The 25,832-nt window shown below is 70.5% G+C and carries 26 protein-coding genes; 8 read left to right on the top strand and 18 right to left on the bottom strand.

Going from position 1 to position 25,832, the window contains the following annotated elements:
* The first annotated feature begins 58 nt into the window (after positions 1-58).
* The gene (locus ACZ4WQ_RS19865) at positions 59-1,120 is read left to right on the top strand and encodes an LLM class flavin-dependent oxidoreductase (protein ID WP_311727919.1); all 1,062 of its coding nucleotides are present in this window, start codon (positions 59-61) and stop codon (positions 1,118-1,120) included.
* A gap of 72 nt (positions 1,121-1,192) precedes the next feature.
* Here the strand turns inward: ACZ4WQ_RS19865 and ACZ4WQ_RS19860 are convergent, their stop codons facing one another.
* On the bottom strand, positions 1,193-1,585 hold the full coding sequence (locus tag ACZ4WQ_RS19860; RefSeq protein ID WP_311727918.1) for an SCO5389 family protein: 393 nt from the start codon (positions 1,583-1,585) through the stop codon (positions 1,193-1,195).
* 211 nt (positions 1,586-1,796) lie between these two features.
* Between ACZ4WQ_RS19860 and nucS the strand changes: the two genes are divergently transcribed.
* Positions 1,797-2,459, top strand: a complete 663-nt coding sequence (gene nucS / locus ACZ4WQ_RS19855) for an endonuclease NucS (RefSeq protein ID WP_311727917.1) — start codon at positions 1,797-1,799, stop codon at positions 2,457-2,459.
* 86 nt (positions 2,460-2,545) lie between these two features.
* On the opposite strand, the gene ACZ4WQ_RS19850 is transcribed toward nucS, so the two are convergent.
* The 4 genes from ACZ4WQ_RS19850 to ACZ4WQ_RS19835 all read right to left on the bottom strand — a co-directional run bounded on the left by ACZ4WQ_RS19850 (position 2,546) and on the right by ACZ4WQ_RS19835 (position 7,507).
* Positions 2,546-5,119 (bottom strand): ATP-binding protein, encoded by a 2,574-nt coding sequence (locus ACZ4WQ_RS19850; RefSeq protein WP_398371538.1) that lies wholly within the window; start codon positions 5,117-5,119, stop codon positions 2,546-2,548.
* 226 nt (positions 5,120-5,345) lie between these two features.
* Positions 5,346-5,669, bottom strand: a complete 324-nt coding sequence (locus tag ACZ4WQ_RS19845) for an STAS domain-containing protein (protein ID WP_311727915.1) — start codon at positions 5,667-5,669, stop codon at positions 5,346-5,348.
* A 257-nt stretch (positions 5,670-5,926) separates the two neighbouring features.
* Positions 5,927-6,775, bottom strand: coding sequence for a 3-hydroxyacyl-CoA dehydrogenase family protein (locus tag ACZ4WQ_RS19840; protein WP_311727912.1), 849 nt, complete (start codon positions 6,773-6,775; stop codon positions 5,927-5,929).
* 90 nt (positions 6,776-6,865) lie between these two features.
* Entirely contained in the window at positions 6,866-7,507 is a 642-nt protein-coding gene (locus ACZ4WQ_RS19835; protein ID WP_398371535.1) for a TetR/AcrR family transcriptional regulator, read from the bottom strand.
* Positions 7,508-7,586: 79 nt separating this feature from the next.
* Here ACZ4WQ_RS19835 and ACZ4WQ_RS19830 point away from each other — a divergent pair, with 79 nt between their 5' ends.
* Genes ACZ4WQ_RS19830 through ACZ4WQ_RS19820 form a run of 3 tightly spaced genes read left to right on the top strand, consistent with a single transcriptional unit; the run spans position 7,587 to position 9,756 of the window.
* A complete protein-coding gene (locus ACZ4WQ_RS19830) occupies positions 7,587-8,369 on the top strand; it encodes an ABC transporter ATP-binding protein (protein WP_398371533.1) in 783 nt (260 codons plus the stop codon).
* Positions 8,370-8,389: 20 nt separating this feature from the next.
* The gene (locus ACZ4WQ_RS19825; RefSeq protein ID WP_398371531.1) at positions 8,390-9,145 is read left to right on the top strand and encodes an ABC transporter permease; all 756 of its coding nucleotides are present in this window, start codon (positions 8,390-8,392) and stop codon (positions 9,143-9,145) included.
* A gap of 38 nt (positions 9,146-9,183) precedes the next feature.
* The gene (locus ACZ4WQ_RS19820; RefSeq protein ID WP_385339071.1) at positions 9,184-9,756 is read left to right on the top strand and encodes a cob(I)yrinic acid a,c-diamide adenosyltransferase; all 573 of its coding nucleotides are present in this window, start codon (positions 9,184-9,186) and stop codon (positions 9,754-9,756) included.
* Here ACZ4WQ_RS19820 and ACZ4WQ_RS19815 read toward each other — a convergent pair whose 3' ends face one another.
* Positions 9,757-10,434 (bottom strand): hypothetical protein, encoded by a 678-nt coding sequence (locus ACZ4WQ_RS19815; RefSeq protein WP_398371529.1) that lies wholly within the window; start codon positions 10,432-10,434, stop codon positions 9,757-9,759.
* Positions 10,435-10,512: 78 nt separating this feature from the next.
* On the opposite strand from ACZ4WQ_RS19815, the gene ACZ4WQ_RS19810 reads away from it, so the two are divergent.
* Together ACZ4WQ_RS19810 and ACZ4WQ_RS19805 are read left to right on the top strand one after the other, a co-directional pair.
* On the top strand, positions 10,513-11,748 hold the full coding sequence (locus ACZ4WQ_RS19810) for a sensor histidine kinase (protein WP_311727906.1): 1,236 nt from the start codon (positions 10,513-10,515) through the stop codon (positions 11,746-11,748).
* A complete protein-coding gene (locus ACZ4WQ_RS19805) occupies positions 11,745-12,437 on the top strand; it encodes a response regulator (protein ID WP_398371526.1) in 693 nt (230 codons plus the stop codon). The genes ACZ4WQ_RS19810 and ACZ4WQ_RS19805 overlap by 4 nt, the downstream gene beginning before the upstream one ends.
* A gap of 306 nt (positions 12,438-12,743) precedes the next feature.
* On the opposite strand, the gene ACZ4WQ_RS19800 is transcribed toward ACZ4WQ_RS19805, so the two are convergent.
* The 12 genes from ACZ4WQ_RS19800 to ACZ4WQ_RS19745 form a co-directional block, all read right to left on the bottom strand.
* Entirely contained in the window at positions 12,744-13,199 is a 456-nt protein-coding gene (locus tag ACZ4WQ_RS19800; RefSeq protein WP_311727904.1) for a DUF2550 domain-containing protein, read from the bottom strand.
* A 120-nt stretch (positions 13,200-13,319) separates the two neighbouring features.
* A complete protein-coding gene (locus tag ACZ4WQ_RS19795) occupies positions 13,320-13,697 on the bottom strand; it encodes a F0F1 ATP synthase subunit epsilon (protein WP_311727903.1) in 378 nt (125 codons plus the stop codon).
* A 177-nt stretch (positions 13,698-13,874) separates the two neighbouring features.
* A complete protein-coding gene (atpD, locus tag ACZ4WQ_RS19790; RefSeq protein WP_385339076.1) occupies positions 13,875-15,329 on the bottom strand; it encodes a F0F1 ATP synthase subunit beta in 1,455 nt (484 codons plus the stop codon).
* Between the two features lie 5 nt (positions 15,330-15,334).
* Positions 15,335-16,249: a F0F1 ATP synthase subunit gamma gene (locus ACZ4WQ_RS19785; protein ID WP_311727901.1), complete on the bottom strand. Its 915-nt coding sequence runs from the start codon at positions 16,247-16,249 to the stop codon at positions 15,335-15,337.
* Positions 16,250-16,251: 2 nt separating this feature from the next.
* On the bottom strand, positions 16,252-17,823 hold the full coding sequence (gene atpA, locus ACZ4WQ_RS19780) for a F0F1 ATP synthase subunit alpha (RefSeq protein ID WP_385339081.1): 1,572 nt from the start codon (positions 17,821-17,823) through the stop codon (positions 16,252-16,254).
* 103 nt (positions 17,824-17,926) lie between these two features.
* Complete coding sequence (locus ACZ4WQ_RS19775) at positions 17,927-18,742, bottom strand: F0F1 ATP synthase subunit delta (RefSeq protein WP_311727898.1); 816 nt, start codon at positions 18,740-18,742, stop codon at positions 17,927-17,929.
* On the bottom strand, positions 18,739-19,308 hold the full coding sequence (locus tag ACZ4WQ_RS19770; RefSeq protein ID WP_311727897.1) for a F0F1 ATP synthase subunit B: 570 nt from the start codon (positions 19,306-19,308) through the stop codon (positions 18,739-18,741). Before ACZ4WQ_RS19770 ends, ACZ4WQ_RS19775 begins: the two co-directional genes overlap by 4 nt.
* A gap of 40 nt (positions 19,309-19,348) precedes the next feature.
* Complete coding sequence (locus ACZ4WQ_RS19765) at positions 19,349-19,600, bottom strand: ATP synthase subunit c family protein (RefSeq protein WP_311727896.1); 252 nt, start codon at positions 19,598-19,600, stop codon at positions 19,349-19,351.
* A gap of 78 nt (positions 19,601-19,678) precedes the next feature.
* The gene (gene atpB, locus ACZ4WQ_RS19760; RefSeq protein ID WP_311727895.1) at positions 19,679-20,488 is read right to left on the bottom strand and encodes a F0F1 ATP synthase subunit A; all 810 of its coding nucleotides are present in this window, start codon (positions 20,486-20,488) and stop codon (positions 19,679-19,681) included.
* A 264-nt stretch (positions 20,489-20,752) separates the two neighbouring features.
* Entirely contained in the window at positions 20,753-21,208 is a 456-nt protein-coding gene (locus ACZ4WQ_RS19755) for a hypothetical protein (protein WP_311727894.1), read from the bottom strand.
* Positions 21,209-21,533: 325 nt separating this feature from the next.
* Positions 21,534-22,889, bottom strand: a complete 1,356-nt coding sequence (locus ACZ4WQ_RS19750; RefSeq protein ID WP_311727893.1) for an MraY family glycosyltransferase — start codon at positions 22,887-22,889, stop codon at positions 21,534-21,536.
* Between the two features lie 160 nt (positions 22,890-23,049).
* Positions 23,050-24,393 carry a glycosyltransferase gene (locus tag ACZ4WQ_RS19745; protein ID WP_358843164.1) on the bottom strand — a complete coding sequence of 448 codons (1,344 nt, stop codon included), beginning with the start codon at positions 24,391-24,393 and terminating at the stop codon, positions 23,050-23,052.
* A 145-nt stretch (positions 24,394-24,538) separates the two neighbouring features.
* Here ACZ4WQ_RS19745 and ACZ4WQ_RS19740 point away from each other — a divergent pair, with 145 nt between their 5' ends.
* Positions 24,539-25,825 (top strand): glycosyltransferase, encoded by a 1,287-nt coding sequence (locus tag ACZ4WQ_RS19740; protein ID WP_468022316.1) that lies wholly within the window; start codon positions 24,539-24,541, stop codon positions 25,823-25,825.
* Positions 25,826-25,832: the final 7 nt, after the last annotated feature.

Here is a 25,832-nt window from a genome sequence, read left to right as displayed (position 1 = left end):
CTGTGCGGGGGAGGGTGCCCGTGTCAGCGGCGGCGGCCGCAAGAGGAGGCAGATGGCAATGCGCGTGGGGGCTTTCATCCTCGCCGCTCAATTCCCGGGTCAGGGCCAGGGGGAGGCGCTGCACCGGGCGGTACGGTCCGCGCAACTCTCCGAGGAGTCGGGGCTGGACGCGGTGTGGCTCGCCGAACACCACTTCGTTCCGTACGGGGTGTGCCCGTCGGCGGTCACGCTCGCCGCGCTGCTGCTCGGCCGTACCCGCAGGATAGGCGTCGGCACGGCGGTCAGCGTCCTGCCGACCGCGCATCCGGTCGCGCTGGGTGAGCAGGCGGCGCTGCTCCACCTCGTCTCCGGGGGGCGCTTCACCCTGGGGGTCGGCCGGGGCGGGCCCTGGGTCGACCTTGAGGTGTTCGGCACCGGTCTGCGGGCGTACGAGCGGGACTTCCCCGAATCGCTGGACCTGCTGCTGCGCTGGCTGCGCGAGCCGCGGGTGGCCGCGGCGGGCGAAAGATTCGTCTTCCGCGAGGTGCCGGTCGTACCGCGCCCCGACGAGGCGCTGCGTGTCGAGGCGCTGGGGAACGAGGCGCAGGGCGCACCCGGCCCCCAGGTGATCGTGGCCTGTACTTCACCGGGAAGTGTGCGGCTGGCCGCCGAGCGCGCGTTGCCCATGATGCTGGGGATGCACTGTGGAGACGATGAGAAGGCCGAGGCGGTCACGCTGTGGCGAGATTCCGCGCTCGCGGCGGGCCACTCCCCCGAGAAGGTGGCGGCGGTGGCGGCCGAGCATGTCTCGGCGGGGGTGGTGCAGGTCGCGGACGCCCGCCCCGCGGCGGTGGAGACCCTCGTCAAGGCCATGCCCGGCTGGCTGCGCCAGGGGCTCGACGCCCATGTGACGGTGGACGGACGGCCGCGCCGGATGCGCGACCCGCTGGCCTATGCCGAGCTGCTGTGCGGGCTGCACCCGGTCGGGCCGCCCCGGCTGTGCGCGGACCGGCTGGCGGCGACGGCGGAGCGCACCGGCATCCGCCGCTTCGCGCTGCTGGTCGAGGGCTCGGGAGACCTGGCGACCACGGAGGAGAACGTGCGCCGGCTGGGCGCCGAGGTGCTGCCGCTCCTGCGCTGAAGACCTCCGCCGCACTGAAGACCTCCGCGCTCAGGACACCTCCCCCTCATGGAGCGGCAGCGGGCAGTCGGGTCAGCAGTCGCGCAGCTCGGGGGACTGGTTCAGCAGCTGCCCGCGCGTCGACGTGAAGCGGGCGAGTCTCTCGTCAACCGACGCGTCCAGCGGGAACACCGCCACGCGGTGGCAGTTCTGGAAGGCGAGCCGAACCCCGAAGTGGCGCTGGAGCGCACCTCGTATCGCGTCACTCGCGAGCGCCCGCAGCAGCTGGCCGCGGGCCTGCTCGTCCGGCGGCGGCGTCTGGTTGTCGGCGAATTCCCCGCCGTCGACCTTCAACTGGGCTACCAGAGAGCTGATCATCTCCCATGCGTAGGGAAGGGAGGTCCGGACGCAGTCGACGAAGTCGGCTTCGTCGACCTCGCCTCGCTCGGCCTGCGCAAGAAGGGCCGGTGAGACGTCGAGCGACATGGAATCTCCTCTCGCGACCCCGGGGACCGGGGTCTCAGGGACGGATGAGCGGACGGCGACGGAGCGTACCCGCATGACGACCGCCCGCTTCAACGGTAATTCGGCCACTGCGGGCGCACCAGGAGAATGCGTTCACAACCAGCCACTCTCGAAGGGGGCCATCGTCGGGCGAATCGCGTAGGCCACCCGCCGTCGAGTAGCGTTGCCGACCATGCGTCTCGTCATCGCCCGTTGCTCCGTGGACTACGCCGGCCGGCTCACGGCCCACCTCCCCTCGGCACCCCGTCTGATCCTCGTGAAGGCCGACGGCAGTGTCTCGATCCACGCGGACGACCGGGCCTACAAACCCCTCAACTGGATGTCTCCGCCGTGCACCCTCAAGGAGGGCGACGGCGATGTGTGGACGGTGGTGAACAAGGCCGGCGAGAAGCTCATCATCACCATGGAGGAAGTGCTGCACGACTCCTCGCATGAACTCGGCGTGGACCCCGGTCTGATCAAGGACGGGGTGGAGGCCCATCTCCAGGAGTTGCTGGCCGACCGTATCGAGACACTTGGCGATGGCTGGACGCTTATTCGGCGTGAATACCCCACTGCCATTGGCCCCGTGGACATTCTCTGCCGGGACTCCGACGGCGCCACCGTCGCGGTGGAGATCAAGCGGCGGGGGGAGATCGACGGTGTGGAGCAGCTCACCCGCTACTTGGAACTCCTCAACCGCGATCCGCTGCTGGCCCCGGTGAAGGGGATCTTCGCGGCGCAGGAGATCAAGCCCCAGGCGCGGGTGCTGGCGACGGACCGCGGCATCGGCTGCGTCGTGCTGGACTACGACGCGCTGCGCGGCATCGAGGACGACAAGCTGCGGCTGTTCTGACCCCGCGGCCGATTCGGCCCGCAACGCGCCGCGGCGCGGTCCGGCATCGCCGGGCCGCGCCGCGTGCTGTATGCCGCCGTCGCGCCTTACGCCGACACGCTCGGCGAAGACGCAGAAGACGCAGAAGACCCCGGCGAGGTCGGGGAGCTGCTCGCCGTGGTCGCCGGTCCGCTGGCCGTGTTGGTGGTGTCGCCGCCGGGGCTCGTGGTGGAGCTGGTGGGCGGAGTGGTGGGCGGGGTGGTCGGGGGCGTCTTGGTGGGCGTCGGCGGGGTGGTCGGCGGCGTCGTCGGGCGGTGGGTCGGGGGACGCGTGGTGGGCTCGGACGAGGACGGGGACGGCGGCTCGGCCGTGGGCGACGCCTCGCCGCTGGACGACGGGGCGGTCGGGCTCTCGGAGGCGCTGGGCGAGTCGCTGCCGAGCGTGGACGGGGCCGTGGGCGTCCCGGGGGCGCTACTGGGGCCCGGCTGCCCGCTCTCGCCCGCGTCACTCGTGGGCTCCTCGGCGGTCAGCCCCTTGTCGTCGTCCTTCCGGGAGGACGACTGGCCGGGCTTGACGGTGTCGGTGGAGCCCTTGTCCCCGTCGCCCGAGGCGATACCGAGGGCCACCACCGTGCCGAGGACGGCCACGAGCAGTGCGCCCGCGCCCGCCGCGAGCAGATTGCGCCGGGTGCGGGTGAGCGCCGCGATGCGGCGGCCCAGCGGGGTCCGGCCGCCGCCCTGGCGGCCCGCACCGGCTCCGCCGCCCTTGCCCTCGGGGCCGCCCGGGCCGGCCGCGCCGATCGCGGCGAGCACATCGGTGCGGTCGATGCGCGTGGTCGTCTCGACCCGCGGCGTGACGACCGTGATCTCCGTGTCGGCCGGGTCCCGGCGCCCCGCGGACACCCCGTCGAACGGCGCGGCCGACGTGTCATGGCGCGCGTCCGGGCCCTCCTCGCCCGCCCCCGTACGGCCGCCGGGCGCGGCGAAGACGCCGGGGCCCGCCGGGCCGCGGGTGCGGTCGGTGACCAGGGCCAGGGCGCGCCGGCCCGCGACCGTGCCGCGCTTGTCGGCCAGCACGCCGCGCAGCCCGATGGACGCCTCGAGTTCGGCCCGCGCCCGGTCCGGATTGCCCGTGCACAGCGCGAGGACGCCCAGCTCGTGGTGGAAGTACGCCTCCTCGGCGACCTGCCCCGCCAGGCGTGCGGCCTCCTGGCCGTGGCGCAGGGCGCGCTCCCAGGCGCCCCAGTGCAGCGCGGCGGCGAAGGCGGGGGTGGCGCTGCGGGCCAGCAGCACGGCGGTCTCGGCGCGGCCCGGCTCGCGGGCGGCGACCAGGGCGGCCATCGCGGTGAGGATCGCGTCGGCCTCGACGGCGACCCGCTCCGGGGCGACCGAGGGGTGGCCGGTCCACCAGGCGTAGTGCTGGGCGACGGCGCTCGCCCGCTCGGACTGCCCGTCCGCGTAGCCGTCGGCGGCCAGTTGGTCGGCCACGCCGACCGCCAGCCGGTAGTGCGGCCCGGCGGGCGTGACCAGGCCGCCGGCGATCAGCTCGCCCAGCGCGGTGTCGGCGTGGGTGTCCCCGGCCAGCGCGGGGAGATGCGACTGGTGCGGGCACTCGCCGCCGAGCGCCACCGCGAACCGCAGGGTGTCGCGGGCCGCTTCGCTCAGCCGGGAGGCGATCAGCGCGACGGGGGCCGCGCCCTCGGCGAGCGTCGGCAGCGGGATGTCGCGTGCCCCGGCCCCGTCCGAGTGCCCGGCAGTGCCCGAGGCGTCGGCAGAGCCCGCCTCCTCCTCGGGAGCGGCCTGTTCGGCGCGCAGCGCGTCGCGCTGCCGCAGCAGCGCTCCCGCCTGGACGAACCGCAGCGGCAGCCCCTCGGACTCGAACCACAGGTCCGCGGCCCAGCCCCGCTCGTCCTCCGCCAACGGGCGCCGTACGGCCCGCTCCAGCAGCTCCAGGGACCCGCTGCGGCTCAGCCCGGCGAGGAAGACCTCCTCGAGGTGCGAGTCGGCGGAGGGCGCCGCGACGGAGGGGGTGGCCGAGATCAGGAAGGCGCACTCGGGCATCGCGTCCAGGAACTCGTCCAGCGCGGCGCCGCCGAACTCGATGTCGTCCAGGACGACGACCGCGCCGACCTCCGCGACCGCCGCCGACAGCTCCGTGCGGTCGGGGCGGTACAGGGGGGCGCGGTAGACCGCCGCGTACAGCTCGTACAGGAGGTCGGTGGGGGTGCGGCGGTAGCCGGAGAGGCGGATCACCCCGTCGGGCGCCAGGGTCTCGCAGTCCGCGGCGACGGCGTCCAGCAGCGTGCTGCGGCCCGCGCCGGAGGGCCCGGTGACCCGCACCGAACGGCCGCGGGCGAGGAGCCGCGTGAGGCGCTCGCGCTCCAGCACCGGCACCTCGAAGCCCACCGCGCCCGCGGGCAGCGGCGGGGCGGCGGCGCGGCGCAGCTCGGCGCGCTCGTCGGGGCCGCGGCGCTCGGGGAAGTCGGGCCGCTCTCCGGGCGGGCAGGGCTCGATCTCGCTGCCGTCGACCGGGTTGATCGTCAGCAGGTAGTCGCCGGAGACCAGCTGGACCGTGCGCACGGGCGGGGGCGTGGGGCTGTGGCCCTCGGCCGGGCGCGGGGCCGGGCGCGTGGTCGGGTGGTCACGACCGGGCTCCTCCGGTCTGTGGTTCGTCGGATCCATGGTGAAAGCCCCCCAGGTGCGTGGCGTTCTGTCCGGCTTCCGGCCTGTCCGCACGCTCGCCTTGCCGTCTCTTCCGGTGCGGTGCCCGCCGTAGGGAATGGTGTCCGGCGGAGTGACCGAACCCTAGATCTCCACACAGTATCCACCGACGGGAAGGGGTTTCGCGCCGCCCCGCGCCCCGTCCCGGAGCCTTCGCGCCATCTGACGGCCCGCTACGTTCCCGCACTCACACGCGCGGCAGCGACTCCACTTCGAGTCCGCCCTCGATGGCCAGGATCCGGTGCAGCCGGGTGGCCACGAGCAGCCGCTGCATCTGGGGCGGCACCCCGCGCAGCACCAGCCGCCGGCCCGCTCGGCCGGCCTTCCGGTGCGCCCCCATGATCACGCCGAGCCCGGTGGCGTCCCAGGAGTCGAGCTCGGTCAGGTCGAGTACGAGGTCCCCGCCGCCGGATTCAAGGGCGGTGTGCAAGGCCGTACGGGCGTCCGCCGCGCTCCGGACGTCGAGTCGGCCCCCGACGGCGAGCTCGGCGTGGTCGCCCCTGATATACATATGCGCTCCCCAATGTGGCGTTCCCCCAGCCCTCGTCGGCGGGGGCGCCCCCTGTCTCCCATTTGTCAATCTGGTCTACCGAATTGACTGTGTCTCATGCGGTGAAGTTGCCGCTTGTAAGCGAACCGATACCGAATTCACCCGCAAGGGTGCGTCTGCCCCCGATTGCGTTTGAGATGTGCGTCAGGGGCAGATAGAGCGTCCATGTCGGGCCGGATCGGTGCCGCCGGGTCGGTACCGGCGGTCAGTAGCGGCGGTCAGTAGCGGTAGAACCCGCCGCCGCTCTTGCGTCCGATGTCCCCGGCGTCGACCATGCGGCGCATGATCTCCGGCGGCGCGAACTTCTCGTCCTGGGACTCGGTGTAGATGTTCTCCGCGGCGTGCAGCAGGATGTCCACGCCGGTCAGGTCGGCCGTCGCGAGGGGTCCCATCGCATGGCCGAAGCCCAGCTTGCAGGCGATGTCGATGTCCTCGGCGGTGGCCACTCCGGACTCGTACAGCTTGGCCGCCTCGACGACGAGCGCGGAGATCAGCCGGGTGGTGACAAACCCCGCGACGTCGCGGTTGACGACGATACAGGTCTTGCCGACGCCCTCGGCGAACTCCCGGGCGGCGGCGAGGGTTTCGTCGCTGGTCTTGTATCCGCGCACCAGCTCGCACAGCTGCATCATCGGCACGGGCGAGAAGAAGTGGGTGCCCACGACCCGCTCGGGGCGCTCGGTGGCCGCCGCGATCTTGGTGATCGGGATGGCGGAGGTGTTGGAGGCGAGGATCGTCTCGTCCTTGACCAGGCCGTCGAGCGTGCGGAAGATCTCCCGCTTGACCTCGATCTTCTCGAAGACGGCCTCCACGACGACATCCGCGTCGGCGGCGGCGTCCAGGTCGGTCGTGGTCGTGATACGCGCCAGCGCCTGCTCGGCGGCCTCCGCCTCGAGCTTGCCCTTGGCGACGAACTTCTCGTACGAGGCCCGGATGGCGTCGGTGCCGCGGCGCAGCGCCTCGTCGGTCACGTCACGGAGCACCACGTCCCAGCCCGCCTGGGCGGAGACCTGTGCGATGCCGGATCCCATGAGTCCGGCCCCGATGACCGCGAGCTTCCTGGCCACGTCCACGTCCTTTCGTACGTTGAGTAACTGACGCCAATGGCCGGACCTTAACGCCCGTTCACCCCTTGTGGCAGCCCCTAGTAAGGCGCGTCACGGTGTGTTCTTCACCGCATAGTTGAGAACGCTCTCACTGAGGAGCGACTCCATGACGTCGATCTGCCGCAGCAGCTCCGCGGAGAGCTGCTCGGAGGTGCCGCCCGTGGCATGGCAGCGCGCGATGTTGCGGTGGACGGCGTTCTGCATGCCGACGAGCTGGTGGGCGATGAACTCGGGCGTCGGGTCGTCCGCGGCGGCGCCGGTCTCCTCGCGCAGGGTGGTGGCCAGCCGGTCGACGATCTGGCCCTGCATCCGCAGCAGCCGGGCCATCAGCGTCGGCGACTCCTGGATGACCTGCATGAAGCGTGCGTAGCCCGGGTCCATCCCGGCGTACGGGTTGCGCTCCGCGACGTCCTGGCGCAGCCGGTCCAGCACCGCCCGCACCGCCGGCACGCCCTCTCCGCGCTCCCGGACGAGCCGCGAGGGGCGTTCGACGACCTCGTCCTCGCGGTCGAAAAGGAGGTCTTCCTTGGCGGGGAAGTAGTTGTAGACGGTGTTGACCGAGACGTCCGCGACCTCGGCGACCGCCGCGATCGTGACCGCCTCGAAGCCGTGTTCCAGGAACAGCGCGGTGGCCATGTCCGAGATGCGCTGCTTGACCTGCCGCTTCTTCCGCTCCCTGAGTCCTTCCGCCATGGCCTCATCCTAGCTTCGATGGAGCCTCTCAATTTTTGGGGTCGTTGCAAAATTTAAGTCTCCCTGCTTTTCTAGGCGCATGCCTGTCATCAGCACGGCCGGGCTCGCCCGGACCTTCCAGACCAAGCACGGCCCCGTCGAGGCCGTGCGCGGTATCGACCTCACCGTCCGGCCGGGCGAGATCCTCGGCTTCCTCGGCCCCAACGGCGCGGGCAAGACCACGACCCTGCGCATGCTCACCACGCTGCTCCCGCCCACCGGCGGGGCCGCGACCGTCGCCGGGCACGACCTCGCCCGCGACCCGGCGGGGGTGCGCCGGAAGATCGGGTACGTCGCCCAGTCCGGCGGCGTCGACCCGTCCGTCTCCGTCCGCGAGGAACTCACCACCCAGGGCCGCCTCTACCGGCTCGGCAAGGCCGAGGCGACCGCCCGCGCCGAGGAACTCGCCGCCGACCTCGGCCTGACCGAGCTGCTGGACCGCAAGTGCGGCGCCCTGTCCGGCGGGCAGCGGCGCCGCCTCGACATCGCCATGGGCCTCACCCACCGCCCCGCCGTCCTCTTCCTCGACGAGCCGACCACCGGGCTCGACCCGGGCAGCCGCGCCGATCTGTGGGAGCTGATCCGGCGCCTGCGCGCAGATCACACCATGACGGTCTTCCTCACCACCCACTACCTCGACGAGGCGGAGGCGCTCGCCGACCGGCTCGTCATCGTCGACAAGGGCACGGTGGTCGCCGAGGGCACCGCGGCGCGGCTCAAGGCCGAGTACGGCGGATCGCCGGACGCCACCCTCCAGGACGCCTTCATCGCCATCACCGGGCGCGGCGCACAGCGGCCCGACCCCGACCCCATCGCCGTCTGACGACCCAGGAGCCTTACGCCGTGTCCAACCTGTTCTCCGACACCGGCCTGATCTTCGGCCGCTATCTGCGCCAGGCCATGAACTCCAAGGTCGCCGTGGCCTTCGGGCTGCTCCAGCCCATGTTCTACCTCGTCTTCTTCGGTCCCCTGCTGCGCGACGTCCCGCTCGGCGGCGAGGGCGACTCCTGGCAGACGCTGGTCCCCGGACTGCTCATTCAGCTCGGCCTGTTCAGCGCCGCGTTCGCCGGCTTCGGCATCCTCCTGGAGAAGCAGTTCGGGGTGATCGAGCGGATGCGGGTCACCCCCGTCAGCCGGCTCGCGCTGCTGCTGGGCCGCGCGCTCAAGGACGTGGTCCAACTGCTGGTCCAGTCGCTGGTGCTGGTGATCGCCGCCGTTCCGCTGGGGCTGCGCGCCCCCGTGCTCGGGGTGGTCGTCGGCTTCGTCTTCGTCGGCCTGCTCACCATCTCGCTGGCCTCGCTGTCGTACGCGCTGGCCATGCGGGTCGACGGCCCGCAGGGGTTCGCCCCGGTCATCAGCACCGTCAACATGCCCGCGATGCTGCTCTCCGGCATCCTGCTGCCGATGGCCCTGGCCCCGGGCTGGCTGAACGCCGTCTCGCGCTGTGTGCCGTTCCGCTACCTCGTGGACGCGGTGCGCGCCGCGTACGTCGGGGACTACGGCTGGGACACGGTCGGCGTCGGCGCGCTGGTCGGGCTCGCCCTGTGCGCGGTGTCCATGACGATCGGCACCCGGGTGTTCCGCAAGGCCGGGGCGTAGCGACTGTTCTCCATCCCCCCGCGCGTAGGCTCGGACACATGGTCAGACTCACCCGCATCTATACGCGCACCGGAGACAAGGGCACGACGACCCTCGGCGACATGAGCCGCACCACCAAGACAGATCCGCGGATCGCCGCATACGCCGACGCGAACGAGGCGAACGCCGCGATCGGGGTAGCCATCGCGCTGGGGGCGCTGCCCCCGCAGATCGTCAACGTGCTGGTCCGCGTCCAGAACGACCTGTTCGACGTGGGCGCGGACCTGTCCACCCCGGTCGTCGAGAACCCCGAGCACCCGCCGCTGCGCGTCGAACAGAGCTATATCGACAAGCTGGAGGCGGACTGCGACCTCTTCCTCGAAGAGCTGGAGAAGCTGCGCAGCTTCATCCTCCCCGGCGGCACGCCCGGCGCGGCCCTGCTGCACCAGGCGTGCACCGTCGTACGCCGGGCCGAGCGCTCGACGTGGGCGGCGTTCGACGAGTACGGGGAGTCCATGAACCCGCTCGCCGCCACCTATCTGAACCGCCTCTCCGACCTGCTGTTCATCCTGGCCCGGGTGGCCAACAAGGAGGTCGGGGACGTGCTGTGGGTGCCTGGCGAGAACCGCTGATCAGGATTTGGTGAGGGACCGGGGCCGGTCCTGGTCCCCGGTCGCCTTCTTGCCTCCCTTTTCCTTGGGCGGCGCGACGGTGTAACAGATGGCGACCAGCAGATGGATACCCGCGATCATGCCCATCTGCCGCTGCCACCCCACCATCGGTTCGCTGCGGTCCCCGTCGCCGATCAGCCAGACGCACACCTGGAGCACGGTCACCGCGATCGCCACCGCGATCAGCGTCATCCGCCACAGCCGCCACTCGTGCCGCACCCGCGCCGCGCCGTACTTCGGCGGCTTGACCGGGGGCGGGCCGCCCGCGAACCGGTGCGCGAAGCGCCCGTCCGCCCAATTGATCATGTAGTGCCCATACGCGACGGAGAAGCCCAGGTAGACCGCGGCCAGCCCATGGGCCGTCGACGGCTCGGCGCCCCGCCGCAGATCGACCACGGTCGCGACCAGCAGCACCACGTCCAGCAGCGGGACACAGGCCAGCAGCGCCGCCCCCACCCGCGGCTTCCTCAGGACATACCGCACGCACAGGCCCGCGAGCAGCATCACCCAGAAGCCGACCTCGCTGGCGACGATCAGTCCCACGATCACGGCCCGTTCTCCCTTCTCCTGCCCGTCTCCCCTACCGTCCCGCGAGATCCGGGCCGCCGCGTCGTCGGCGGCGACGAGACCGGACTGCATCCTTCGATGTACGGCCGCGCGGCCCGCGCCCGTCGGGAAGGGGACGCGGCCCTGGCGGCGGCGTGTTGTGATGGACCCATGCCGTCCCGCCTTCCGGCGCCGCACCGCGTCGACGTCGCCATCGCCGTAGGCGGGTTGCTGGGCGGGCTGCTGCTGATGGGGCTCGGGTTGCGCGGCGGGGTGTATCTGGGCGAGCTGTCGCCCATCACGCTGCCCCCGTGGTCGACGGTCACCGCGCTGACCGCCATGGCGGTCGCCGAACTGCTGCGCCGCATGGCCCCGGGCACCGCCCTGGCGCTCGGCACCGCCGCCCTCGCCGTGGACCTGTGCGGCGGCTCGCTCATCGCGACCGTCCTGATGTACACGGACCTGGTGTACGCGGCGGTCCTCTACGGACCGCCCTCCCTGGCCCGGCGGCTGCCGCCCGCGTGTGTGGCGACCACCGTGGTCGCCACGGTCGTGCCGCTGGCGCTGCTGCGCACCCCCGAGTCGCTGTTCATCGGCCTGGTCACCGCCCTGCTCACCTTCGCCCCGGCCGGCACCGGGGCGATCGTGCGCAATCACCAGGAGGCCGCCGAGGCCGCCCGGCTGGAGGCCGAGCGGACGGCCCTGCTGGCCGAGCTGGACCGGCGGGAGGCGGTGGTGGCCGAGCGCGCCCGCATGGCCCGCGAGCTGCACGACCGGGTCGCCGGCCATCTGTCGGCCATCGCCATCCACTCCACCGCCGCGCTGTCCCTGGGAGACGCCGCCGCGACGGACGACGCGCTCGGCGTCATCCGGGAGAACAGCGTGCGGGGCCTGGCCGAGATGCGTCAGCTGATCGAGCTGCTGCGCGACGCGGGCGGGGAGACGGAACCCACCGCGGCGCCCACCCTCGACGCCCTTGACGCGCTGATCGAACGCGCCCGCGCGGACGCCCCCGCCGTCAGCGGGCTGAAGTTCGCGCTGCGCGACGAGCGCGCGCCGGGCACCGCGCTTCCCGCGCCGGTCGAGCTCGCCGCGTACCGCATCGTCCAGGAGTCGCTGACCAACGCGCTCAAGCACGCGGCCCCCGGCGAGGTGACCGTACGCCTCGCCCACCGCGCCGACGGTCCGGCCGGGGCGAGCGTCCTGGATGTCGGCGTCACCAGCCCGTTCGACACCCGCCCCGGACCCCGCGCGCCCGGCTCCGGCATGGGCGTCATCGGGATGCGGGAGCGCGTCTCCCTGCTCGGCGGCACCCTCGAAGCCGGCCCGCACCCCGAGCCGGCCGGACCGGTGTGGCGGGTACGGGCGGCGCTGCCCCTCGACGGCAAAGGAGCCCTGACACAGTGAACGCACCGCGGCCTCAGGGGGAGGCTGAACCGTCCAGGGTCCGCGTCCTGGTCGCCGAGGACCAGTCGGCCGTACGGGCCGGGCTGGTGCTCATCCTGCGCTCCGCCCCCGACATCGAGGTGATCGCGGAGGCGGCCGACGGCGAACAGGCCGTCCGCCTCACCCGGGAGCTGCGCCCCGACCTGGTGTTGATGGACGTTCAGATGCCGCGTCTGGACGGGGTCTCGGCCACCCGCGAGATCGTCGCCGAGCAGCTGGCCGACGTACTGGTCCTGACCACCTTCGACCTCGACGAGTATGTCTTCGGCGCCCTGCGCGCCGGGGCGGCCGGCTTCCTCCTCAAGGACAGCGACGCGGCGGGCCTGCTGGAGGCCGTACGGACGGTGGCCCGCGGCGAGGGCATGATCGCCCCGGCCGTGACCCGCCGTCTGATCGCCGAGTTCGCCCGCCCGAACCCCGCACCGGCCGCCGCCACCGCCGACCCGGCGGCGCTCGCCTCCCTCACCCCCCGCGAGCGGGAGGTGCTGGGCGCACTGGGCCGGGGCCTGTCCAACGCCGAGATCGCCGATCACCTCGCCATGGCGGAGGCCACCGTGAAGACACACGTCAGCAGGGTGCTCGGCAAGCTGGGGCTGCGCAGCCGGGTGCAGGCGGCGGTGCTGGCCCAGGAGCTGGGCGGAGTCGGCTGACCCCCACAGAGAGTGGGGAGCCGCGGCGCAGAGCTCGGGGGAAGACTTCCGCGCCGCGGCCGTATCAGGAGGGAAAGCAAGCGATATCGGCACGCCATACACAGGCGCATGCCATACGAGGCGAAAGCCTTTCCCCCGCGCCGCCGGACCGAAAACAAGATCGAATGCGGCTACGCCCCGATCGTGCCACATCCACGACGAGCGCAGAACGCATTCCGCCGTGAGCCATATCACGCCCATCCAGTGGACACGAAACAACAAAATGGGCCCCCTTCTTTCAGGCGACCCATTAAGAGAATTCAAAACCTATGCCACATTCACCCGCTGGCCGGGCGGGGCGGCCTCCAGCCAGGCCAGAAAGCCGGTCAGCGCGTCCTCGCTCATCGCCAGCTCCAGCCGCGTGCCGCTGTGCAGACAGGCCAGCACCACCGCGTCGGAGAGCAGCGCCAGCTCCTCCTCGCCCTTCGGCGTACGCCGCTCCAGCACCTCGATCGAGGCACGCTCCAGGACCCGGCGCGGCCTGGGCGCGTAGGAGAAGACCCGGAACCACTCGATCCGGTCACCGTTGTAGCGAGCGACGCCGTACACCCAGCCCTTGCCGCTGGGTTCCGGCTCGGCCTCGGGGCCGGGCGCGTCCCAGCGCAGTGAGCAGTCGAAGGTTCCGCCGGACCGCTGGATCAGCCGCCGCCGCAGACCGAAGACGAAGAGCCCCACGACCACCAGCGCTACGACCACGCCGCACACAAGCAGAGCGAGGGCCATCTTCACCGACCTCCTCGCGTCATCCGGAAAAACCGCACCTGCATCGCCTCAGCCGCGGACCGGCGCAGGGAAGTTCCCACGCGGCCCGCGGCTGAGGGTTTCGACCGTTCGTGACAGGCTTCAGTGCGCTCCCGCCACCGCGCGCAGCCGGACGTCGGCACGCCGCTCGGCGGCGGCGTCCGCCTCCGCCTTGGCACGCTCCAGCGCCCGCTCCGCCCGCTTGACATCGATCTCGTCGGACAGCTCCGCGATCTCCGCGAGCAGCGAGAGCTTGTCGTCCGAGAACGAGATGAACCCACCGTGCACCGCGACGACGACCGTTCCGCCCTCGCTCGTGCGGATGGTCACCGGGCCGGACTCCAGCACACCGAGCAGCGGCTGGTGGCCGGGCATGACGCCGATGTCACCGGATGTGGTGCGCGCGATGACCAAGGAGGCCTTGCCGGACCAGACACTACGGTCCGCCGCGACCAGCTCGACATGCAGCTCAGCAGCCAACGTGGCTCCTCGGGTCTTCACCTGCCGGGTGCGACAGGGCTTTCGTCAAAGGATAACGGGCGTACGGAGAGGGGTGGGACGCGGCCCACCCCTCTCCGGTGACCTCGGGCTTATGGAAGGTCCAGCTTCAAGAAGGCCAGGCTTCTCAAGAAGACCGGACTTCCGGAAGACCGGGCTTCAGGAGACGCCCAGCTCCTTGGCCTTGGCCTTCAGGTCGTCCAGGCCACCGCACATGAAGAAGGCCTGCTCCGGGAAGTGGTCGAACTCACCGTCGGCGATCGAGTTGAACGCGGCGATGGACTCGTCCAGCGGCACGTCCGAGCCGTCGACGCCGGTGAACTGCTTCGCCGCGTGGGTGTTCTGCGACAGGAAGCGCTCGATACGGCGGGCGCGGAAGACGGTGAGCTTGTCTTCCTCGCCGAGCTCGTCGATGCCCAGGATGTTGATGATGTCCTGGAGGTCCTTGTACTTCTGGAGGATGGACTTGACCCGCGAGGCGCAGTCGTAGTGCTCCTGCGAGATGTAACGCGGGTCCAGGATCCGGGAGGTGGAGTCCAGCGGGTCCACCGCCGGGTAGATGCCCTTCTCCGAGATCGGACGGGAGAGCACCGTCGTCGCGTCGAGGTGCGCGAAGGTGGTCGCCGGGGCCGGGTCGGTCAGGTCGTCCGCGGGGACGTAGATCGCCTGCATGGAGGTGATCGAGTGACCGCGGGTCGAGGTGATGCGCTCCTGGAGGATGCCCATCTCGTCGGCCAGGTTCGGCTGGTAGCCCACCGCGGAGGGCATACGGCCGAGCAGGGTCGAGACCTCGGAACCGGCCTGGGTGAAGCGGAAGATGTTGTCGATGAAGAACAGCACGTCCTGCTTCTGCACATCGCGGAAGTACTCCGCCATGGTCAGACCGGCCAGGGCGACCCGCAGACGGGTGCCCGGGGGCTCGTCCATCTGGCCGAAGACCAGCGCGGTCTGCGGGAGAACGCCGGACTCGGCCATCTCCTCGATCAGGTCGTTGCCCTCACGGGTGCGCTCGCCGACGCCGGCGAACACGGAAACGCCCTCGTGCAGCTTGGCCACACGCATGATCATTTCCTGGATGAGGACGGTCTTGCCGACACCCGCGCCGCCGAACAGACCGATCTTGCCGCCCTTGACGTACGGGGTCAGCAGGTCGACGACCTTCAGGCCGGTCTCGAACATCTCGGTCTTGGACTCGAGCTGGTCGAAGGCCGGGGCCTTGCGGTGGATGGACCAGCGCTCGGTGACCTCGGACTCGGCCTCGGGCTCGTTGAGGATCTTGCCCAGGGTGTTGAACACCCGGCCCTTGGTGACATCGCCGACCGGGACGGTGATGCCGTCGCCGGTGTCGGTCACCGGGGCCTGGCGGACCAGGCCGTCGGTGGGCTCCATGGAGATGGCGCGAACCACGCCCTCACCGAGGTGCTGGGCGACCTCGAGGGTGAGCGTCTTGGTCTTGCCCTCCTCGGAGGGGTCCGCGACCTCGACGTTCAGCGCGTTGTAGATCTCCGGCATCGCGTCGACGGGGAACTCCACGTCGACGACCGGGCCGATGACCCGCGCGACGCGGCCAGTGGCCACGCCGGCAGGAGCGGTCGGCTCAACAGTGGTGGTCATAGTTGTCAGTCACTCCCCGCAGAAGCGTCGGCCAGGGCGCTGGCGCCACCGACGATCTCGCTGATTTCCTGGGTGATTTCGGCCTGGCGGGCCGCGTTGGCAAGCCGCGAGAGCGACTTGATGAGCTCTTCGGCGTTGTCGGTCGCCGACTTCATCGCCCGGCGGGTGGCCGCGTGCTTGGACGCTGCGGCCTGGAGCAGGGCGTTGTAGATACGGGACTCGACGTACCGCGGCAGCAGCGCGTCGAGCACCTCCTCCGACGACGGCTCGAACTCGTACAGCGGCGCGATGACATCCTTCGCCGCCGTCTCCTCCGCCGTCTTCTCCATGCTCAGCGGCAGCAGCCGGTTGTCGACCGGCTGCTGCGTCAGCATCGAGACGAACTCGGTGTAGACGATGTGCAGCTCGTCAACGCCGCCCTCGGCGGTGTCCTGCTGCACGGCCTCGATCAGCGGGCCCGCGATCTTCTTGGCGTCCGCGTAGGTCGGGTTGTCGGTGAACCCGGTCCACGACTCCGTGACCTTGTACTCACGGAAGCCGTAGTAGGCGACACCCTTACGGCCGACGATGTAGGTGTCGACCTCCTTGCCCTGCTCGGTGAGGGCCTTGGTGGCCTGCTCGGCCGCCTTGATCACGTTCGCCGAGTAGCCGCCGGCCAGGCCGCGGTCGCTGGTGATGAGCAGCAGCGCGGCCCGGGTCGGGTTCTCCGCCTCGGTGGTGAGCGGGTGCTTGGTGGTGGAGCCGGTGGCCACCGCGCCCACCGCCCGGGTGAGCTCACTGGCGTACGGAGTCGACGCGGCCACCTGGCGCTGCGCCTTGACGACGCGCGAGGCGGCGATCATCTCCATCGCCTTGGTGATCTTCTTGGTCGCAGAGATGGACTTGATCCGCCTCTTGTAGACCCGGAGTTGGGCACCCATGCTCAGCCCTCGCCCAGCAGCTTGCCGTCCGAGGTCTCGAACTGGCGCTTGAAGCTCTCGACGGCCTCGCCGAGCGCGCCGATGGTGTCATCGGACATCTTGCCGCCCTCGATGATGCTGGTCATCAGGCCCTTGTGCTCACGGTGCAGGTAGTCGTGCAGCTCGCTCTCGAAGCGGCGGATGTCCCCGACCGGAACGTCGTCCATCTTGCCGGTGGTGCCGGCCCAGATGGAGACGACCTGGTCCTCGGTGGCGAACGGGGCGTACTGCGGCTGCTTGAGCAGCTCGACCATGCGCGAACCGCGCTCCAGCGAGGCCTTGGAGGCCGCGTCCAGGTCGGAGCCGAAGGCGGCGAACGCCTCGAGCTCACGGAACTGGGCGAGGTCCACCCGGAGCCGGCCGGAGACCTGGCGCATGGCCTTGTGCTGGGCCGTGCCACCGACGCGGGAGACCGAGATACCGACGTTCAGAGCCGGGCGCTGGCCGGCGTTGAACAGGTCGGACTCCAGGAAGCACTGGCCGTCGGTGATGGAGATGACGTTGGTCGGGATGAACGCCGAGACGTCGTTGGCCTTGGTCTCGACGATCGGCAGACCGGTCATCGAACCGGAACCCATCTCGTCGGAGAGCTTGGCGCAGCGCTCCAGCAGCCGGGAGTGCAGGTAGAAGACGTCACCGGGGTACGCCTCGCGGCCCGGCGGGCGGCGCAGCAGCAGCGAGACGGCGCGGTAGGCGTCGGCCTGCTTGGACAGGTCGTCGAAGACGATCAGGACGTGCTTGCCCTGGTACATCCAGTGCTGGCCGATGGCCGAGCCGGTGTAGGGGGCCAGGTACTTGAAGCCCGCCGGGTCGGACGCCGGGGCGGCGACGATCGTCGTGTACTCCAGGGCGCCGGCCTCCTCCAGCGCGGCGCGCACGCTGGCGATGGTGGAGCCCTTCTGGCCGATGGCGACGTAGATGCAGCGGACCTGCTTCTTCGGGTCGCCGGAGCGCCAGTTGTCACGCTGGTTGATGATCGTGTCGACGGCCAGCGCGGTCTTGCCGGTCTGCCGGTCGCCGATGATCAGCTGACGCTGGCCGCGGCCGATCGGCGTCATCGCGTCGACGGCCTTGTAGCCGGTCTCCATCGGCTCGTGGACCGACTTGCGGTCCATGACCGTGGGGGCCTGCAGCTCGAGGGCGCGGCGGCCCTCGGTCTCGATCTCGCCGAGGCCGTCGATCGGGTTGCCCAGCGGGTCGACGACGCGGCCGAGGTAGCCCTCGCCGACGGCGACCGAGAGCACCTCGCCGGTGCGCTGCACCTGCTGGCCCTCTTCGATGCCGCTGAACTCACCGAGGACGACCGCGCCGATCTCGCGCTCTTCCAGGTTGAGCGCGAGGCCGAGGGTGCCGTCCTCGAACTTCAGCAGCTCGTTCGCCATGGCCGAGGGAAGACCTTCGACCTTCGCGATGCCGTCGCCGGCAACGGTGACCGTACCGACCTCCTCGCGCGAGGCCGCGTCCGGCTTGTACGCCTGGACAAAGTTCTCCAGCGCGTCCCGGATCTCCTCCGGCCGGATCGTGAGCTCCGCCATCTGGGTTCCCTGCTCTCCTTGTTGGGCCCGAAGTATCTGACTACGGCCCAACTCGGGCCGCTTGCATGCTTGTTGAGTTGGCTTTTGAGTTGGTACGGCCGGGTCAGCCGGCCATCCGCCGGGCCGCCTCGTCCAGGCGCTCGGCGATGGTGCCGTCGATGATCTCGTCGCCGACGCGTACCTCGATCCCGCCGCGGACCGCCGGGTCCACATCCAGGTTGAGGTGCACCTTGTGGCCGTACAGCTTCGCCAGAGCCGCACCGAGACGCTGCTTGTGCCGGTCGCTGAGCGGCACAGCCGAGGTCACCACCGCGACCAGGCGGTCGCGGCGGGCCGCGGCGAGCCGCGAGAGGCCCTCGAGCCCCGCTTCCAGGCTACGTCCCCGCGGCTGAGTCACAAGACGGGTGACCAGCCGCTCGGTGGCCGGATTGGCCCGGCCGCCCAGCAGCTCGCGCACCAGCGCGACCTTGGCCGAGGTGGTCGCGACCCGGTCGGTCAGCGCGGACCGCAGCTCGGTGGAGGAGGAGATGATCCGGCCGAACCGGAACAGCTCGTCCTCGACGTCGTCCAGGGCACCGGCCCGCTGGGCCGCGACGAGGTCGGCGGAGGACGCCAGCTCCTCGATCGCGTCCACCAGGTCGCGCGAGCGCGACCAGCGGGACCGGACCATGCCGGACACCAGGTCGACGGTCTCGCCGCCGACCTGCCCGGTCATCAGGCGCGCGGCCAGCTCGGCCTTGGCCTCGCCGGGCTGCGCCGGGTCGGTGAGGACCCGGCGCAGCGAGACCTCGCGGTCGAGCAGCGCGGTGACGGCGGCCAGGTCGTCCGCGAGCTTCGTGGCGTCGACGGAGACGCTGTCCGTCAGCGCGTCGAAGCGCTCGCGTGCGGCGGCCTGTGCCTCCCGGCTCGCTCCGTTCATCGGCCGGCCTCGGCCTTCGTCTCGGCCGCGGCGTCAGCCTTCGTCTCGAGCTCGTCGAGGAACCGGTCGATGACGCGGCCCTGGCGGGCGACGTCCTCGAGGGACTCGCCGACGATCTTGCCGGCCAGGTCGGTGGCGAGCTTGCCCACGTCCTGGCGCAGCGTCTGCGCCGCCTGCTTGCGGTCGGCCTCGATCTGGGCGTGGCCCGCGGCGATGATCTCCTCACGCTGCCGCTGGCCTTCCGCGCGCATCTCGGCGATGAGCGCGGCACCCTGCTCCTGCGCCTCCTGGCGCAGTCGCGCGGCCTCGTGACGGGCGTCGGCGAGCTGGGCGCGGTAGTCCTCGAGGACCTGCTGGGCCTCGGCCTTGCGCGCGTCGGCCTCCTCCATGCCGCCCTCGATCGCCGCACGGCGCTCGTCCAGAACCCGGTTGATGTTCGGGAGGAGCTTCTTGCCGAGGAAGAAGAAGACGATGGCGAAGGCGATGAGGCCGATGACGAGTTCGGGAATCGGCGGGATGAGCGGGTTCTCCGGCTTGTCAGCCGCCAGGGTCACCAGGGCGTTCACATCATTGCCTTTCGTCCGGGGGACCGGTCAGCCGCCGCGGTCACTTGTAGGGGTAGACGAACGGCATGACCAGACCGATCAGGGCGAGCGCCTCACAGAGAACGAAGCCGAGGATCTGGTTGGCGCGGATCAGACCGGCCGCCTCGGGCTGCCGGGCAAGCGCCTGGGTGCCGTTGCCGAAGATGATGCCGACGCCCACGCCGGGGCCGATGGCCGCGAGGCCGTAGCCGATCGAACCGAGGTTGCCCTTGAGCTGGACAGCGTCGGCAGCGAGGGTCTGGAGAGCGGACATGCCGTTTCTTCCTTCTCTTTCACGGACCGGTGGGGGTTGGCCACCGGACGCCTGTTTGGGACGGGACTGGCCGGTGGCTCAGTGGTGCTCGGCGAGAGCGCCCTGGATGTAGGCGCAGGCCAGCAGGACGAAGACGTAGGCCTGAAGGGCCTGGATGAACAGCTCGAAGGCGGTCATCGCGATGACCATCACGAACGAGACGCTCGCGTAGGCGATGCCGATGCCGTTCAGCAGGTACCAGCTGGCGATCGTGAAGATCAGCAGCAGCACGTGACCCGCGAACATGTTGGCGAAGAGCCGGACGGCGTGGGTGAACGGCCGGATGATCAGGTTGGAGAGCAGCTCCAGTGCCATGACCAGCGGCAGCACCGCGCCGAGCGACTTGTCGTAGCCGCTGATGTTCTTCAGGCCGCCGACGAAGCCGTGCTTCCGGAAGGTCAGGCTCACCCACAGGATGTAGACGATCGCGGCGAGGCCGGCCGGGAAAGCGATGATCGACGTCACCGGGAACTGGGCGACCGGGATGATCGACCAGAGGTTCATGATCCAGACAAAGAAGAACAGCGAGACCATGAGGGGGACGTACTTGTCGCCCTCCTTCTTGCCCAGGGCCTCGTAGACGATGCCGCGGCGCACGACGTCATAACCCGCCTCGCCGATCAACTGGAGCTTGCCGGGGACGACCTTGGCCCGGCCGAAGGCGGCCCAGAAGAAGCCCACCACGACCACGGTGCTCAGGAGCGCCAGCAGCATCGGCTTGTTGATCTCGAAGCCGCCGATCGTGGCGATCGGCTCGAACGTGAACGAGTGGAGCCCTGGGGCCGGGAAGCCGCACCCTTCGAAGATGTGGCAATCGGTCTCGAAGGCGAGCGTCTGGTCAGGACTCACCGCGAGCTCCTTCAGCGTGGCGCATGGGTACGGCAACCTCGTTGTGTCGGCGCGGCACATGGCCACGGAACGGCACTGGACTGGTCTTACGAATGTGGGGGCGGCTTGTCGGCACAAGTCCGGTGTAGTCGGTGGGCAGCAGCTGCATGGGCCGCCGATTCCGTCCCGTGGAATCCGGGGGTTCAGCCGCCTGCGCCCGCTGTGCCTCAGATGGCACCGGACGATAGCAGGTGAGCGGACGTGCCCTTATACCGGCCCTACAGCTCACGATGGAGACCCGGCGGGAGAAGCCTTCTTCTCCCCCGCCGGGTTCCGTTCGTCTTCCGCTTCCGGCTGCACGTAAAAGATCTTGGCCTTCATGTGCGCGCGGGTCTGCGCGGTGATCCACGTCAGCGTCGCGGCGAGCAGCGAGAAAGCGAAGGCCCTGGTGTTGAACAGCGTGGTGTCCTTGAAGATGGCGAGTACCAATGCCATCAGCAGGAACTGCACGGCATAGAGCGCGAGACCCATCATCTGGAAGATCTGCGGAAGCTTGTTCGCGGTGCGCACCAGCACGATCAGGTCGACGGTCATGATCGCGGTCACCAGGATCGCCCCGAACGCGGCTCCCAACGCGCCTTTGCCACCGGCGAGTACGGCACCGACGACAACGGCGGCGGCGCCGACGGCTGCGGTGGGCACGGCACACTGCAGGAGCGTTCGGGCGTCGTTGGACTGCATGAAAGGGTTCTCCGGCAAGAGTCGGAAGCAACGGTTCGTCGTTGACGAGCGTATCCCCGGAAGTGAAAGGAACCTCACGACGAAGGACAGTCGCACTACGGCCCTTCGGCTCTGGCACCGGGTTTTCGTGAACGGTATCACAAACTATTTGATGAGGTCTTTACCTGCCCAATGTGCTGCACGTCACACGGGAGGGTGAGCCAACCTATCATGCGTTGACGACTGCGAATCGCCCTTTATGGGGCCGTTGCCCGGATAGCGAAGCGGGAAGGTGTTAGCGGGAAGGCGATATCGGAAATTGATCACACGGAGCGCTCGGTGGACCTCACCGAGAGCTACCGATCTTGCCCCGCTGGGTGAAGCGGGAGCGGTCGCCGATCGCGGTGGCCCCATTGATCCCCGCCGGGATCCGGCCCACCGGCTCACACCCCGGCGCGTGCTCCGCCTCTCCGTCCGGCGCTCCGGCGGATGCCTCCCGCACGATCTCCCGTGAGGCCGCGGCGACCGGGCCCTTGCGGCGGCGGTACCGCGGCGGAACGAAACGCTCCGCCCAGCGCGGCACCCGCGGGGTGAAGCGCGGCAGCAGCAGGAGGACCAGCCCCGTCGCGCTCAGCGCGACGATCGAGAGCACGAACCACATGCTGACCGAGTTCACCGAGTACGCCACCGCGCCGAAGGCGATCAGCGCCGACCAGAAGTACATGATCAGCACCGCGCGGCTGTGCGAGTGGCCGATCTCCAGCAGCCGGTGGTGCAGATGGCCGCGGTCCGCGGCGAACGGCGACTGGCCCCGCCAGGTGCGGCGGACGATGGCCAGCACCAGGTCGGCGAACGGCACCGCGATCACGGTCAGCGGCAGCAGCAGCGGGATGTAGACCGGGACGGTGGCGTGCACCGCGGCGGTCTCGGAGCCGGCCCACAGCCTCAGCGAGTCCGGGTCCACCTGGCCCGTGACCGAGATCGCGCCCGCCGCCAGCACCAGGCCGATCAGCATCGAGCCGGAGTCGCCCATGAAGATCCGGGCGGGGTGGATGTTGTGCGGCAGAAAGCCCAGGCACATCCCCATCAGGATGGCGGCGAACAGGGTCGCGGGGGCGGCCGACTCCAGCCCGTGGCCGTACCACATGCGGTACGCGTACATGAAGAACGCCGCGGCAGCGATGCACACCATGCCGGAGGCCAGACCGTCCAGGCCGTCCACGAAGTTCACCGCGTTGATGGTGATCACCACGAGCGCGACCGTGAGCAGCGTGCCCTGCCAGGGCGTCAGCGACACCGGGCCCACCCCGGGCACCGGCAGCCACAGGATGGTGAGGCCCTGGAGCACCATCACACCGGCGGCGATCATCTGGCCGCCCAGCTTGATCAGCGCGTCCACGCCCCACTTGTCGTCCAGCACGCCCAGCAGCCAGATCAGCCCCGCCCCTGACAGCAGCGCGCGCGGCTCGTTGGACAGCTCGAAGGCGCCCTTGAGATTGGTGAGATGCGCGGCCACCAACAGCCCCGCGCACAGCCCGCCGAACATCGCGATACCGCCGAGCCGCGGTGTGGGCTCTCGGTGCACATCGCGCGCGCGGATCTCCGGCATCGCGCCCACCACAATGGCGAACTTACGAACCGGCCCGGTCAGCAGATAGGTGACCGCGGCCGTGATGCACAGAGTCAGCAGATATTCACGCACAGACTGCCCCACAGATGTCGCCGGCCATCTCAGCAACACACACTAGCCGCCTCCGACGAGTGAGACGGGCCATCGACGAGGACGTCGGCCTTCCCCGAGTCGGTTCCGGCAAACGCCACGGCGAAGCCGGCCGGGACGCATTTCCCGGCGGAACGGACGATCAGGACGACCGGGCCGGTTCGGGCATGGGGTGGCTCCCCCGCTGAATCTCCTCCAATACCCGCACCGCGTTCTCCGCTCCCTTCTCCCCTTTCTCTCCTTCGGCCTTCCGGGCCGACCGGGCCATCCGGTCGACGGTTCGGGCGATCGCCGGGTCGGTCAGGGCCGTGTCGATGGCGGCGGCGAGGGCGTCCGCGGTGAGATCGCGCTGCCTCAGGGGCGGCGGGGCGACGCCGAGGTCACGCAGGTGGTTCCCCCACATCACCTGATCCTTGTGGAACGGGCAGGTCACCTGCGGGATACCGGCCTCCAGGGCCACATTGTGGGTGCCGGGCCCACCCGCGTGCACCGCGGCGCGCACCCGGGGGAACAGCCAGTCATAGGGGACGTCGTTCTCCACCCGGATGTGCCGAGGGGGGTCGGCGATGCTGATTCCGCCCCAGCCCGTGACCACCACCGCGCGCACTTTGGTACGCCGCACGGCTTCGAGGACCAGCTGCCCGGTGGCCTCGGGATCGGTGCCCGAGAGGCTGGCGAAGCCGATGAACACGGGCTTGTCGCCGTCCTCCAGGAAACGCACCAGCTCGGGTGCGGGCCGCCAGTCGGCCTGCCGCGGAAGCGACCAGAAGCCGGTGGTGTGCACCCAGGCGGGCCAGTCCGGCGCAGGCTCGATCACATGGGGGCTGAAACCGTGCAGGACGGGGGCCGGACTTCCGTCGGCGCGGAACCGGGAATCCAGAAACCCCTCCCGGGGCGGAAGCCCGAGGGTCTTCTCCCGCCAGGTCGAGATCAGGTCCACGAGCAGCGGCTTGAGGGGCTGCCGGGCGGCCCTCTCGTGCTGTTCCAGGTTGTCCGGCCGGGCGTCGAAGGTGCCGATCTCACTGGGGTACCGGCGGGAGGCGACAAAGTGCGGATAGAGCGTGGCCAGCACGTGCGGGACACCCAGCTTCTCCGCGATCTGATGCATCACCTGGCGCGAGTGATGGGAGTGGACCACGATGTCGGCCCCGCCCCGGGCCGCGTCCCACAGCTGCTGAAGCAGCACGGGATACGTCTTGGGCATGAATTCGTTGAATATCTTCTCGCGGGCCTTGCGATACTCGCCGATCTCGCTCTCCGGCCGGTCGCTGTGCAGCAGAATTCTGCGGACATCGGGCCTGGAGAGGATTTTCACGCCTTCATCGGTCAGCGGCTCGAATCGCACTCCGTAGGCGGCCGCGAAGGTGGCGTACATCTGCGGTCCGACCAGCGTGGCGGAGTGGCCCGCCCGATTGAGGGCGTAGGCCAGGGCGAGATATGGCTGGAGGTCCCCACGGGTGCCGTGGCAGTAGATCAGCGCCTTCACGTTCGCAGCCTAGGCCGGGTCCGGGGCGGCCGGCTGAACGCGGTCTGGACGCGGCAAGCTGCCTCTTGCCCGCCCGCGCCGCGCCCCGCGACGATGCGTGAATTCGGACGCGACGGATCGGACGCGACAGAAGGGGGCCCGCTCCATGAAGGCGCTGGTGTACTGCCATGGAAGCCGAGGCGACGTCGAGCCGTATCTGGCCCTGGCGTATGCGCTCAACCAGGCGGGACATACGGCCGTGCTGGCCGCCCCCGCCGTTTTCGCGCCCTTCGCCGCCGCCTACGGAGTGGAATTCGCCCCGCTCGACGACTGGGCGGTGACCTTGTGGCGCCGCCCCGAAATCCGGCAGCTGCGGTGGACGAGCGATCAGCGGACCCCCGAGACGGAGGCGAAGCGGGCCGCCATCCGGAAAGAGGCGACCGACCGCTATCCGGTGCTGCTGCGCGATATGTGGGAGGCGGCCGCGGGCCACGCGGACGGGCTCGACGTCATCATCCACTCCCAGGCGTCCCGCGAGCAGATCGCCCAGATAGCGGAGCGGCTCGGCGTCCCGAATGTGCTGGCCGTCCTCTATCCGAACTTCGTCGTCTCCCGGGACTATCCGGCCTTCGGCCGTATCTCGGAGGTCTTCAGCGACCGGGAGGACCTGCGCGGCACGGATCCGAGGACCTATATCTCGCCGGAGCTCATCGGGATGATCGCGCACTGGCGGACGGAGACGCTCGGGCTGCCGCCCAGGGAGGGATTCCTGGACTTCCGGCACCGCGCCGACGGAAGCCCGACCCCGGTGCTCCACATCTTCAGCCCGCAGGTCCTCGCGCCCGCCGCCGACTGGCCCGACTGGGTCCACACCCATGGGTTCTGGCATCTGCCGCCCGCGCCCGGCTGGCAGCCGCCGGGCGATCTGGTGCGCTTCCTCGGCGCGGGGGACACCCCGCTCTTCATCGGCTACGGATCCACCCTGAGCCCGGACCCGCGGGCGAACGCGCGGACCGTCCTCGGCGCACTCCGCGAGACCGGGCACCGCGCCGTGGTCGTCGAGGGCTGGGGAGGGATCGAGGTCACCGACGCCCCGGACCAGGTCATGGTGGTCAAGGACGTGCCGTACGCCTGGCTGCTGCCCCGGGTACGCGCGGCCGTGCACGCGGGCGGGCCCGGCACCTACAACGCGGCACTGCTGGCCGGCGTCCCCCAGGTGATCTGCGCGCTCGAGACGAGCCAGCGGATGTGGGGGGACCATCTGCACCGGCTGGGGGTCGCCCCGGCCCCCATGATGCAGCGCGAGCTGACCGCGGAAGGCCTCGCGGCGGCCGTCCGCGAGGCCGTGACCGACCCCCGGATCACGGCCGCCGCGGCCCGGATGGGGGAGGCGCTGCGGGCGGAGGACGGGCTGGGGGCGGCGGTCAAGGTGCTGGCGGAGATCGCGGGGTGAGCCCCCT

The organism is Streptomyces sp. NPDC028305, from assembly GCF_055569495.1.
The sequence above is the reverse complement of the archived record's forward strand: the minus strand, read 5'-3'. Positions and strand labels throughout refer to the sequence as shown.

What these genes read in the sequence shown, in the direction of transcription:
- ACZ4WQ_RS19865 (WP_311727919.1), top strand. Translation starts at nt 59, where the DNA reads ATGCGCGTGGGGGCTTTCATCCTCGCCGCTCAATTCCCGGGTCAGGGC.
- ACZ4WQ_RS19860 (WP_311727918.1), bottom strand. Translation starts at nt 1,585, where the DNA reads ATGTCGCTCGACGTCTCACCGGCCCTTCTTGCGCAGGCCGAGCGAGGC.
- nucS (WP_311727917.1), top strand. Translation starts at nt 1,797, where the DNA reads ATGCGTCTCGTCATCGCCCGTTGCTCCGTGGACTACGCCGGCCGGCTC.
- ACZ4WQ_RS19850 (WP_398371538.1), bottom strand. Translation starts at nt 5,119, where the DNA reads ATGGATCCGACGAACCACAGACCGGAGGAGCCCGGTCGTGACCACCCG.
- ACZ4WQ_RS19845 (WP_311727915.1), bottom strand. Translation starts at nt 5,669, where the DNA reads ATGTATATCAGGGGCGACCACGCCGAGCTCGCCGTCGGGGGCCGACTC.
- ACZ4WQ_RS19835 (WP_398371535.1), bottom strand. Translation starts at nt 7,507, where the DNA reads ATGGCGGAAGGACTCAGGGAGCGGAAGAAGCGGCAGGTCAAGCAGCGC.
- ACZ4WQ_RS19830 (WP_398371533.1), top strand. Translation starts at nt 7,587, where the DNA reads ATGCCTGTCATCAGCACGGCCGGGCTCGCCCGGACCTTCCAGACCAAG.
- ACZ4WQ_RS19820 (WP_385339071.1), top strand. Translation starts at nt 9,184, where the DNA reads ATGGTCAGACTCACCCGCATCTATACGCGCACCGGAGACAAGGGCACG.
- ACZ4WQ_RS19815 (WP_398371529.1), bottom strand. Translation starts at nt 10,434, where the DNA reads ATGCAGTCCGGTCTCGTCGCCGCCGACGACGCGGCGGCCCGGATCTCG.
- ACZ4WQ_RS19810 (WP_311727906.1), top strand. Translation starts at nt 10,513, where the DNA reads ATGCCGTCCCGCCTTCCGGCGCCGCACCGCGTCGACGTCGCCATCGCC.
- ACZ4WQ_RS19800 (WP_311727904.1), bottom strand. Translation starts at nt 13,199, where the DNA reads ATGGCCCTCGCTCTGCTTGTGTGCGGCGTGGTCGTAGCGCTGGTGGTC.
- atpD (WP_385339076.1), bottom strand. Translation starts at nt 15,329, where the DNA reads ATGACCACCACTGTTGAGCCGACCGCTCCTGCCGGCGTGGCCACTGGC.
- ACZ4WQ_RS19785 (WP_311727901.1), bottom strand. Translation starts at nt 16,249, where the DNA reads ATGGGTGCCCAACTCCGGGTCTACAAGAGGCGGATCAAGTCCATCTCT.
- atpA (WP_385339081.1), bottom strand. Translation starts at nt 17,823, where the DNA reads ATGGCGGAGCTCACGATCCGGCCGGAGGAGATCCGGGACGCGCTGGAG.
- ACZ4WQ_RS19775 (WP_311727898.1), bottom strand. Translation starts at nt 18,742, where the DNA reads ATGAACGGAGCGAGCCGGGAGGCACAGGCCGCCGCACGCGAGCGCTTC.
- ACZ4WQ_RS19765 (WP_311727896.1), bottom strand. Translation starts at nt 19,600, where the DNA reads ATGTCCGCTCTCCAGACCCTCGCTGCCGACGCTGTCCAGCTCAAGGGC.
- ACZ4WQ_RS19755 (WP_311727894.1), bottom strand. Translation starts at nt 21,208, where the DNA reads ATGCAGTCCAACGACGCCCGAACGCTCCTGCAGTGTGCCGTGCCCACC.
- ACZ4WQ_RS19740 (WP_468022316.1), top strand. Translation starts at nt 24,539, where the DNA reads ATGAAGGCGCTGGTGTACTGCCATGGAAGCCGAGGCGACGTCGAGCCG.